At 43.7% G+C, this 12,119-nt stretch carries 7 protein-coding genes; 1 reads left to right on the top strand and 6 read right to left on the bottom strand.

All coding sequences use genetic code 11. The features are described from left to right. Positions 1-291: 291 nt before the first annotated feature. Together ACE3K2_RS11980 and ACE3K2_RS11975 are read right to left on the bottom strand one after the other, a co-directional pair. A complete protein-coding gene (locus tag ACE3K2_RS11980) occupies positions 292-1,287 on the bottom strand; it encodes a glycoside hydrolase family 43 protein (RefSeq protein WP_421890057.1) in 996 nt (331 codons plus the stop codon). A gap of 426 nt (positions 1,288-1,713) precedes the next feature. After that, on the bottom strand, positions 1,714-2,157 hold the full coding sequence (locus tag ACE3K2_RS11975) for an ASCH domain-containing protein (protein ID WP_421890055.1): 444 nt from the start codon (positions 2,155-2,157) through the stop codon (positions 1,714-1,716). A 361-nt stretch (positions 2,158-2,518) separates the two neighbouring features. On the opposite strand from ACE3K2_RS11975, the gene ACE3K2_RS11970 reads away from it, so the two are divergent. Beyond that, positions 2,519-2,953 (top strand): Rrf2 family transcriptional regulator, encoded by a 435-nt coding sequence (locus ACE3K2_RS11970; protein WP_421890053.1) that lies wholly within the window; start codon positions 2,519-2,521, stop codon positions 2,951-2,953. Positions 2,954-3,009: 56 nt separating this feature from the next. On the opposite strand, the gene ACE3K2_RS11965 is transcribed toward ACE3K2_RS11970, so the two are convergent. The 4 genes from ACE3K2_RS11965 to ACE3K2_RS11950 all read right to left on the bottom strand — a co-directional run bounded on the left by ACE3K2_RS11965 (position 3,010) and on the right by ACE3K2_RS11950 (position 12,117). Continuing rightward, positions 3,010-3,372: a VOC family protein gene (locus tag ACE3K2_RS11965; protein ID WP_421890051.1), complete on the bottom strand. Its 363-nt coding sequence runs from the start codon at positions 3,370-3,372 to the stop codon at positions 3,010-3,012. Between the two features lie 683 nt (positions 3,373-4,055). Beyond that, a complete protein-coding gene (locus tag ACE3K2_RS11960) occupies positions 4,056-7,859 on the bottom strand; it encodes a GH32 C-terminal domain-containing protein (RefSeq protein ID WP_421890049.1) in 3,804 nt (1,267 codons plus the stop codon). Between the two features lie 518 nt (positions 7,860-8,377). Beyond that, complete coding sequence (locus tag ACE3K2_RS11955; protein ID WP_421890047.1) at positions 8,378-10,426, bottom strand: glycoside hydrolase family 16 protein; 2,049 nt, start codon at positions 10,424-10,426, stop codon at positions 8,378-8,380. Between the two features lie 149 nt (positions 10,427-10,575). Then, a complete protein-coding gene (locus ACE3K2_RS11950) occupies positions 10,576-12,117 on the bottom strand; it encodes a response regulator transcription factor (protein ID WP_421890045.1) in 1,542 nt (513 codons plus the stop codon). Between the last annotated feature and the right edge of the window lie 2 nt (positions 12,118-12,119).

The following is a 12,119-nucleotide window of genomic DNA, read 5'->3' as shown; positions in this document are numbered from 1 at the left end:
GTGTTCCTTTCTTCACTGAAGAATGTAATGGGTTACTGTCTGTTTACTTTAAAGGTTAGAATTACCACGGTTTCTAGAATGTATTCAATCCGTTTGAATTTTTATAAATCTCATAAGTGCGAAAATAACAATGTTGGAGGAAATACAGACTGCGTTGTATGCTGAATATGTTGATCAGATTTACGTTTGAGTGACACAACGGATCCTCCTATCAAAAAAGCAGCTCCGTCAGGAGCTGCCTCTTGTTATGACTTATCTTGTAATTTTATCTGTTTACGCTAACCTGCCAGCTTACTCAGCATCCGGATAAGGGTTGATCTTCTGGATCGTTCCGTCTTCGTTGTATTTCAGCTCGGAATATTTAACGCAGCGCTTGTGGTTGACACCTTCCGACAGGGAGCTGTCGTGATAGAACAGATACCACTTGTCTTCAACTTGCACAATGGAGTGGTGGGTTGTCCAGCCGATAACCGGAGAGAGAATCTCGCCCTTGAACGTGAATGGTCCCATCGGGTTTTTGCCGATTGCATATACGAGCTTATGGGTGGTTCCTGTCGAGTAGGACAGGTAGTAATCCCCGTTATATTTATGCATCCATGGGCCTTCAAAATATCTCCGGTCCTCATCCCCGGCCAGAATCGGATTTCCGTCTTCATCGACAATGGATATCTCGGCAGGCTTGCCCTGGAAGGAAAGCATGTCGTCGCTAAGCAGTGCAACTTGCGGTCCAAGCGCCGGCTGATCAGGAGCCGGTCCTTCTGCATCTGGCACGAAGCTGCCGGTCTGCCATTTCTCCAGCTGGCCACCCCAGAGTCCACCGAAATAGATGTATGACTGATTGTCGTCATCCACCAGTACGGCCGGATCGATACTGAAGCTGCCTTCCATATAATTCGGTTGCGGCGTGAACGGGCCTGCCGGAGACTCTGATGTTGCCACACCCAGACGGAAAATGCCGTCATGGTCCCGTGCCGGGAAGAACAGGTAATAGGTATTGTTCTTATAAGCGGCATCCGGTGCCCAGAGCTGTTTGGAGGCCCACGGAATATCTCTCAGATGCAACGCTTCGCCGTGATCGACCACCGGGGAATCGAAGTTGTTCATCGAAAAAACATGATAGTCTTCCATTTTATACTGGTCGCCGTTATCATTACTTGGCTCGTCATGATCGAGGTCATGGGAAGGATAGATGTAGATTTTGCCCTCGTAGACATGGGCGGACGGGTCCGCAGTGAAGATGTGGGTTACGAGCGGTTGGTGGGGTTTAGGTAGTTGTTGTTGATTCATAAGGCATCTCCTTTGGTATTGGAATAATAGAATCTTTCATAATAAGCAGGGCTGGCGTTCTCTGTACCGTTGCCCGAGGCGCGCAACCCCAGGCAAACACGGTGAAGCCGCTGGCTGAGGCACGCGAACACAAGAGGCACTTCATCGTCCAGCATGTAGGCATTCCCGCGCTTGGTACAGGAATAGCGCTCAAATATCCGGCGATTACGGGATTACGATAATTCATGGATTGCATCCTCAGAATTCAAAGCAAGCGTTTACAATCCCTAATGTTATTGTATAAGCCCCGCTCGTTCTTTCCTATACACATACTAAAGGTTTTCCCCCGAAAAAATGTACAATTCCCGCCCATCTCATCATTCTTATATTCTAAATAAGACTACTTCAATGAAGTGATCTTTTTTACGTTGTCGTGTCACACATAGGTCATATCATCAACTCTTCGTCTATCGGATATTCCCATAGTCCCAGTTTTCCCTTCACTGGAATATAGGGCTTCAACAGACGGAAACCCGCTATTTCCCACGCAAAATAACCTGGACTGTAATCGCCTAACAGGAAGTCCTCACCCGAGACAACCTTCCCGCAATCCAGAATGGCTGACGTATGATCAGCGTCGATGACTTGATAACAATTTGAAAGCTCGCAAGTTGCAAGAATAACCCCCGTAGGGAGGTTTTGTTCCGTATAGCCATTCTTGGCTAGGAAAGAACGTATGGGTTCATATTTGCAGGCCTGCTTATCGACTTTCTGGCTTGCATGAATGGCTAACGGACCGCGATACCGGGTTTTCCAGGATCTTGTTTCATAGAGAGTCTCACCTTGGACAAGCAGAGTCGCCCATGGTTGAATCATAGATAATACTTTCATTCCTCTAGCTCCATTTCTGTTCATAATGAATTACTATTCCCCAAACATTCTCGATACTTTCCATACCTGCATGATGCGACGGAACAACCAAGGGTTATTAATCAGTATCTCAATCAGCAGAATAGTCAGATGCCCTGAGTTGGACCGCCTCGTACCAACTCCTTGTCTCTACGGCCTTAGAACCATGGGTAAGACTATCCCGAAGCTTATTACCGTACTTACGAATATTATAATTTAGATATACATCTATTCGATAATGAGCAAATAGTGACCGAAACGTTCCTCTTGTTTCCTGCTGAAAAACTGTCGATTGACCTGTTCTAAAAATGGAACTATACTTTGTAGCAAAGAAGGTGAATAGATGAAACAAATAAGCAGTCGCTTTTCTATGGCAGTCCATATTCTCTCGATGATTACGTTGGATCCCATATATAGTACAGGTGATCGAATTGCACGTAGCATCAATAGTAACCCTGTTGTAATTAGAAGGATAATGGCCCAGCTCAAAAAAGCAGGGTATATTGAAACAAAACCAGGAGTTGCGGGGGCCACCCTTCTGGTATCACCCGAAAGATTAACCTTGCTGGATATCTTTCAAGCGGTCGAATCTGTGGAAGGAAATCAGCTTTTCAATTTTCACAAGAATACTGACCCCAATTGCTCTGTAGGAATGAACATTGAATCGATACTATTACCAAAACTCTCTAATGCGCAGAAGGTCATGGAGCATGAACTGGCTTCTGTTACCCTAGCTCAAATTGTGGAGCAAATACGAACAGAGACAAAAGTAAAATAAAGCTGCTCCTACGGTGTTAGGAGCAGCTTTATTTTACTTTTTTAATTTTTCATCAATCAAACAGTAGCTTGCGTAGGCTCTACATATTCAATAAAACTGCCATCGGGATGCTGTACAAAAATGCTTGGACCAATAGGACCACACTGATCCCTTATTATAAGGGTATTTTGTTTTTTTAATTCTTCCTTCAATTCATTCATGGAATCCACATACACCACGGCACGTAGTGATTTAGCAGGCTCAATGGCATCGGAACTTCCAGATACAATAACGTAAGGATAGACTGTGGCTAAAGATAAGCCAGCTTCAGGAATATCCCACGTCCGATCCATAGATCGGTTAGCAAGAGATTCATAATAAGCAATGGTTGATTCAAGTTGCTCGGTAAAAACGGGGATAAAATGATTTAAGATTTTCATGTTAACCTCCAATTTTTTTGTCTTCTAATTATAACCACTATAGTTATAACTGTTTTAGTTATACGAAAACATCTTGATTCTGTCAATATTTTTTAACTTCTCGGACATATCATCGGGAAGCTCTTCATTTCTATACAAGTAATCATAAAAGTTTGTAACAGCTGTTACTGTTAGAATAATGGTCTTTTAATAGAATCATATGTTACATGTAATCCTTACATTATATACATTGTAAACAGTAACTTTGATGTCTAAATAATAATCCATCATACATAAATATAGTGGATATATGCTGATAAACTGAACATCATATCCACTATTTATAATAGTCTAATTAATAAAAATAAAGTGTTAGATTTGATAAGCGATCGGAAGAGATACTCATAAAGGCAAACCGCGTCAAACGACAACTCCGGTCTTATACTTTATTTTCCCCATACAGTAACATCATTTCCTCCTCTGACTAAAAAGATTCTTGACTTTTTCGGCCATTAGTTCTGTATCGATATTGTTGATGCCTTGTTGATGGAAATATAAAAAGCACTGAAAATCTGGAGTTACCGGCAGACTTGAAGCATTCTCTGGACTTGCTATAAAGCGAAAGAGAGGGACTATTTCCGGCACCGCACAAATATCCCGATAACTCAAAACCCGTTCAGGGCGTTGTATTATAATAATTTTTATTATTTCGCTAATATCCATTTTTGTCGGTCAAGAGATGGATTCAGTTCACTAAGCAAGAGTTCGGTCCCATCTTCCGATACTTCTAATGCTTTTTGGTGATGAACCGAGGTAATATGAACTGATCCGTCTTTGTTCTCGTGAAGCACCCAACGCTGGTTGTTGTACCCTAAGTAATGATATAGCTGAAGTTTGTTCTGCCCTATATCCAGATCAAGCGTCTGACCGGCTGTAGTACGAATCGAATACGAACCTGCTTCGTCGCCTGTCGGAACAAATACCCACTTTTGGACGGAAGCTGCACTTGCATCCTGCAAAGCAACGGGCTCCCCGTTGACAAGGTTCACTGTATAAATGGATTTCTGTGTTTCGGCATTTACAAGGCTGGACTTGGTGATGTTGGCAGGTTCACCGTTGCTCATTTTGACGTTCTGATAAGATGCGGAGCCGCCAAATACATGGAGTCCAAAGTGGCCTTCTGCAAAAGTGCCATCCATTATATCTATGACTTTTTGACTGTCCACGTGAACGACAATATGCGGACCATTCGTTTCTATTTTCACCTTATATGTTTGACCTGGCTGAAGGAAAGTTGGTACTTTTGCAAGAACCTGCCGTTCTTCAAATTCTCCATTGATTTTATAGAACAAACGGATTGCCTTCATGTTAGGGTCTAGATTCAGATAATATCCACTGCGACCATTCTCGCTAGCCCTGAACAAAATAGAACCTGCTCCTCCTGTTTCACCGAGCATCATGTCTGCTTCGTACGTAAAATTTCCAGCCTTCTCTTTGGCAATATAATTCGCATCGCTAAAATATTTACCACGAATCCCATGTTCACTAACTAGCCATGAAGCAGCAGACAGATCTTTAGTCCATCCACTCAGGTTTGTCCGGAACTCGCCACCTATGACTTTAACGAGCACACTAGTGGAAGCTTTACCATTTGGAGTGGATACGGTGATTGTGGACTCCCCTTCTTTTTTCGCCTTAATACCTGCGTGTGAGTTGTCTGCCAAGTCTATGGTTATTACTTCTTTATTACTAGAGTTCCACTTGAGTGGTTGAACACCTATACCTGGTCCATACTCAACCATCGCCTGCAGTGTATTCGACTCCCCAATACCCAGTTCCCTAATCCTCGTATCCATCTTTATCTGAGCTTTAGAAGGAATGTCCTCGTTCCAGACAGATTGAAGTTGATGTACTTTCAAGGAAACAACATTCACATTCCCGCCTTTTACATAAAAACTCATCGCTCTACTAGCAGGGTCCGGAAATATAACATCTGAAAAGACGACTTTACCGTCGTTACCAAAGGCTTCTAGAGAAGAATCATCCACAAGAATACGTATCTTGATCCGATTATTCTCCATGTACATAGGCGCTTCATGTTTCTTACTAAAGAGGCTTGAAAAATCCGTTTCACCGGATGCTGTTCGGTCCACAAACATACGACTATCGCTTGCCTTATAACCCACGACCGTCTTCTGATTTGCACCCTCACGAATGTTAAACCCAAACTCAGTTACTGTGCTGGCTTCAGGAATTTCAATTTCAGCTTCAATATCGTAAACACCTGAAATGATACCTTTTAACAGATTCCCGGAAGAAGGACTCACCGACTTGTTAGAAGCAGAAAACATAGGTTTACGCAGTGATTCCAATTCTTTAATTGGACTTTGCATCATCCGAATTCCATCTTCGGTCGTTACCAATGATACTTCTCTCGGAATGGTTAGTTCACCTTTCCAATTCGACGTTGGGAAAGCGAATGGGTAATCCCAATTCGTCATCCACGCCATCATCACTGTGCGATGATCAGGCATGTTAGCGAAAGACATCGAAGCGTAAAACTCTTTACCAAAATCTGTTCTTAGCACCTTGCCCGCCGGATTATCATTCACGAATTTACCATCAGCTGTTAAATGACCGATAAAATACTCGGCATCTGATCCGCCTGTTTTTGGATTTGCTCCCGTACTGATCATCATAACCCACTTCTTCTGTGGCGTTCCGTCTACCGGAAGCTGGAACAAATCCGGGCATTCCCATACGCCTCCGCGGACGTAAACCCCGTATCCCCAATTATCTGTCAATGTCCAGTCAAGTAAATTCGTTGATGTATAGAAACGAATATGATCTCCTCCGGACACAACCATAACCCATCGGTTATTCTCATCATCACGGATCACCTTCGGATCGCGGAAATCCCAATCCCCATCATCTTCTCCGCTCTTACCTGGATTATTGATCACAATCGGGCGCTCCTTCGAATACTCCCAAGTACGACCTTGGTCTTTACTGTAAGCCAGACCTATACGCTGGTTCCCATTGGGGCTATCTGGATTAAAGGAAGTATAGTATGCAATAATGCCCTTTCCTCCTGAATCTCCGAATAAACCAGATGTATTTGTCATATCCGCAACAGCGGACCCGGACCAAACATGACCATGATCATTCCACGGAAGTGCAATCGGAAGCCGTTTCCAGTTCAGCATATCTTTACTGACAGCATGCGCCCATGTTCCTCCATCCTGATGGAAGAGATGATATTCTCCTTCGAAGTAGACGAGCCCATTCGGATCACTCGCTGAACCACGTATTGGCGAGTAGTGATATTGTGGACGATATATCTCATTGTAATATTGGCTCAGTTCCGTCACATAAGTATCTTGGAAGTAAGCAGTCCCCTGTTTCACGACAATTCCTGTACTTCCACCCCGGTAGGTTGAATCTTTCACGTCAATCGCGGCCGTAGTGTATCCGTCCAGAAAGACCTGAATTTGATCTCCCTTTGCCTTGATTTCAACATGATGTTTGGTTCCCACCTGACTCGGATAAGTGCGCAGCGAACTTGCAATTACTGTTCCTTTTGTATTCGTCAAACTTACACGTACTTGATCTCCTTCCTTCGTAAGGGTAGCTTCATATCCTTCAGCTCCATCGGTGGAAGATCGAAATGCGAGCGCTGCAATAGAATCGGGACGAAGAGTAATATTCCCTTCATACATCATATCAGCCGAAACTTTATTATAGATTTGCTGTGCTTTGCTCTCCTGTTCTACCGTCCCTCTTTTGCCGCCGATATCAGGCTGCCATTTTCCCTTGCTAGAAAGCACCGTACCCAAATTACCTTTCAGATCGCTCACTACGATGTTCGAAAACAAGGCGGATCCATCCCATACATGGAGTCCAAGCCTTCCGCTTTGATACGAAATGTCCTGAACATCAATTAATGGTTTATATTGATTGCCCCAATATACTTTTAACGAGGAACCCACTGCCTTCACTTTGAGATGATAGATCTGCCCCATTTCAACAGAAACTTTACGCTCCTCCTTTAATTTCGCCTCTCCATTTCTTGCATCTCTTAATCGAATCAGACCAGCATCAGGAACGATTTGGAGCATGTACGAGCTAAAGCCATCCTCATTAGAACGAAACAACAATGTCGCGTCTGCCTTCGTATCCCTGATCATGACATCAGCTTCATAGATAAAATCATCGGACACCGTCTCTGAGATGGCCATTACATTTTCTTTAGGCTGTGAAGTTAGCAAGATTCCTTCTGAAGTATCCTCTAATCCCCCTTTTCCTTTCACTTGCCAGCCTATCAAATTGGTGTTTGTTTTGGATGCGCTTTCAAAAATGTCAAGCTCCTCCTTTGCCTGTTTATTTGTTTCCTGATCAGTGAGCACAGCACTAGCTGTAACTGATTTAGATGTAAAAATATCGGTTGAAGTCAGAGCTAATCCCGTTGCCATCAGAAGACATATTGCGAATTTAGATTTATCTTTCATTCCTTCCCCTCTTTTCTAACCTTAATGTGTTTGATATACATTCCTTATTAACAAAATAATTCACCCATTTTCATTTGTCAAAGTATTTTTGGCATATTGCACATGTTTTTGTATATAAATACATAAAATAAGTTTACATTTGCACATTTTATAGATTTTAATCGATAATAACAATTTTTTTTTAAGTCGGTCTAATTAGACTTCTTTATTTTTAAACAACATCATTTACAAATGTAAACTAGAGATGGATATCGAAATGCGTTAATTTAATTTGTGTGTATGCGGGATGGGATTTGACACATTGGAGGGTTTTGTAGCTGGGGTCTGGGAAGAATGCTGTTTTAAAACCAATCCAGCCGATGAACTAAATTATCAAGTCTAAATTTAAACGACCGATTCCCAGGTAGAAATATTGGGAATCGGTCGTAAGCCTATTATAAAGTATGAGATTTCAGGTTCTGCGGTTTGCCCAGTATTTGTTCCATCTGATCTTCCTTCGCCGTATCGGAAATTGCAAATTACTGTTCTTTATACACGCGTACATAATCCACTTGCATCGTCGCCGGGATATCAGATGCGTTCGGAGTACGGCCACCGTCAAAGTTCCCGCCGATTGCCAGATTCATAATGAGGTAGAACGGCTCATCGAAAGGTGCATTCGGATTATTCGGTGCGGCTGCGGAATACCACTGCTCGTTGGTCACTTTATAGTAAAACTTGCCGTCTACATACCATTTGATATTGTCCTCTTCCCAGACTACCGAGTATACATGATAATCGTTGGCAAACGTTTGCCCCTCGGGGAAGTGATAATCGCCGCCCGAATACTGGTTCCCGGGCCATTGTCCACCAAAGTGAATGGTACCACTTACTGATCCGGGCAGACGACCTCTCGCTTCCATCACATCAATTTCACCTGATGCAGCCCAAGTGCCGTATACCGAATCTTGTGGAAGCATCCACAGTGCAGGCCATACACCATCACCTGTAGGAAGCTTGGCACGAAAATCGACTCTGCCGTACTTCAAGGACAGTTTATCCTTGGTGTTAATCTTTCCTGAAGAATACTGTGCATACCGATTCGGATCTTGCGGGAAAGATTTGCTGTCGTTCAAAGCTTTGATATTTAGCTTCCCGTCCTGTACATATATATTTTGGGTGCTGTTCGTGTAGTGCTGCAGCTCTGCATTACCCCATCCCCATGTAGCGGGATCGTTATTGAGATAATATCCTGTTTCATAGTTCCATTTGCTTGTATCCAGCGTAGTTCCGTTAAACTCATCCTGCCAGATGAGGTTCATGCCCGCAATTGCCGGGTTGGTTGGCGTTCCGATGGAGATATCTTCTTGATCGGATACATCCGGACGCGGGGCATTTGGATTGCCGATGAAGGTATAGTTGACAAAGTTGTTGCCAATATTACCGCCCGCCTGTCCATTCAGCGGATATCCAATACGGATCTGCATATTTTCTTGGATTGGCTGGAACCAAAGACCATAGACATAATCGGCCCAGTAACCCCACTGGTTGGCATCGGACATATTGTTATACCCATTACCGGAGTATGAAAATTTGCTCTGGCTGGAGTTACTCAAATCAACCCATTGTCCATTGATGTTAATTTGGTATACAAAATTACCGAGTTCCTTGGCGATGGGCGCTCCCCCATCAATTTTCGGAAGCGGAACCCCGATGGAACCATTTGCATCTGCTGTAAAGGTTGTTCCTTCGTATGGCGTAATGACATATGAATTTCTTGTAGGTTCATTAAACGTAATGGTATAAACGAGATTAGCCGAAGAAGTCTTTGATTCCAATTTGACATTGATCGACTCCGTTACGTTAAACCAGTACCCACCGCCGCCATCCGTGAATTGGCCAAAATTTTGATCGTAGATCCAGCCGCTGGCTGCGTTATTGTCAATATCAATCCAGGTGCTGCTGTTAACAGGTTTGACATACACCTTCAAATCATCCGCAACAGCTTCATAAGTGACCGCAGGATTATTGTTGAACGTTGGATATGTAAAGCCCGCACCGCCTGTGAAGCTCGCTGTGATCTGTGGACCTTGTGTCGCATTCATCGCTGTGATGGTTGTTTTGTTGATGTTTTGGAATACAAGCTGATACTCCAGCTTCACACCATTCGCTTTGGAGTACAGTTGAATCTCGGTTGTTGCGGAAAGGGTGAACCAATAGCCATTGAAGCCGCCATCGCTCCAGTGCCCCCAGTTTTGGTTATAGATATATCCGCCTGCCTGGTCGATATCAACCCAGTTGTTGCCCACTTTTACATTAACGCCTACATCACTGTAAACATCATTCCATGTCGCAGAACCTCCATTGAACTTAGGCATAACAAATCCGTAGCTGGCCTTGCCAACGCCTGATTTTGAAATAACAGGTCCGTCTGCTGGTGAGAAGTACTCCATTGAGGTCACGGTAGTTGCCGCCGCCTGAACCTTTGACGCTGGGAGTATGCCGATACTAGCCAGCATCACAACAACAAGCAACATACCGAGTGCCTTTTTCATCCATCGTTTCTCCGTAAAATGAGATGGTTTCATTATTGCCCTCCTTTAATAGAATAGATTCTCCCAATCCATGCGCATTAAGGTAATCGCTTACATGAGGGATATCTTTATTCTATCGAATAGGTTAATTTGCTGAAAAGGTACAATTGTTTTTGTGGTATCCCATTTTTTTGGCTTTTGATTCAATCTGCTTTCTGCCGCATCATCTGTCGGTACTCTGTGGGTTGGATCTGCATCACAAGTCGGAACGCGCGTGTAAAGCTTTTGTAGCTTTCATAGCCTACCATAGCAGCCACCTCAACAATTTTAATATCGGTTTCGGCGAGAAGCCGCCGCGCTTTATCCAGACGCACATCTCGTAGGTATTCAGCAAAACCTTTACCAATATTCTTTTTAAACAGATTTGAAAAATAAGCATAATTAAGCGATACATGATTGGATACCATCGCGAGGTCCAGCGGTTTGTGGTAACTCTCGTGGATATAACGAATGGCTTCATTCAAATCCTGCGAATGGCGATAGCTGCACTTATAGTCATAATAGAATTGATTCAGCCGAAGCAGCTGCTGTTGCAGTGCTTGTATATAATCACGCATCCCTGGATAATCAAAGAGGTTACGCAATGATTCAAGGTCAAGCTTTTCTTCCCCCATATAAGGGCGGATAACCCGTTCGTATTCCTCCATCATCTGAATAGTGGCGGCGCAGAGCTGTTGAGTATAGCGAATGGGATAGCGTTGCAGCACCTTTTTGTGAAATATTGCAGAGATACCCTGCGTTATTGTTCCGCTGTTATCTGTTCCAATCGACTGGAATAGTTCATATAAGTCTTCATAGGGAAGTTGCCATTGCTGTTCCATATGCTCAATATGTGCTGGGGAGATACTATACTGATCAGGAAACAGGTAACTGTGCCGATAGAGCTCTAGCACTTGGGTATAGCTGTCGGGTAGTTCTTTTAACCCCTGAATCGGGTTCGTCATGGCTGTTATAGCCTCGATCTTTGCTTCCTTAAGCGCTGCTGGCAAAACATTTGGCTCGATGGACGCATCCACCGCAAGGATCAGGTATGGGCGATGTTGCAGGCAAATACAACTTTGTCTGCCAAACACATGATAAGCAATGGCTTCCATGCTATGGACGCTGCTGGCTCCGGGCTGCTTAATACAAACTTCTTCCCTCAGCAGGGCTATGCGATAATTACGCCATAATGCAGCATTTTGTTCCTCAATCTGAAGAATCCATGTGTCATCACTTAACGCACCTTGCATAAACATTCTTAATTCTTTACTCTCGGTCTCTTGGGCGAGGCGGGATATATGCTGCATATTATGCGTAAGTGCCTGCCGTGTCTGGATCTCTTGCCATATATGCTCCAGGGAATTTTGCAGATCCTCTCGCTTCACAGGTTTTAGCAAGTAACCTTTTGCCCCAAGCCCGATCGCTTTCTGAGCATATGTAAAATCACTATAACCGCTGATAATAAGGTATTCCACATCCATGGATTCCTCTTTGCTTTGAGCCATGAGTGCCAATCCATCCATATCCGGCATCCTGATATCGGTAATAACAATGTGAATGCAATGCTGCCGCAACAGGCACAGCGCCTCCATCCCGCTCGCGGCACAATATATGTTGTTCAGCTCCAGAGGAAATTGAGGCAGCATGGCCTGCAGGCCGTCACGAATGTGTTTTTGATCGTCCACAATCAGGATATTCATCATGC

It is taken from the genome of Paenibacillus sp. (assembly GCF_048976745.1).
Lineage (GTDB): Bacteria > Bacillota > Bacilli > Paenibacillales > Paenibacillaceae > Paenibacillus.
This window is presented reverse-complemented; position numbering and strand designations above follow the sequence as displayed.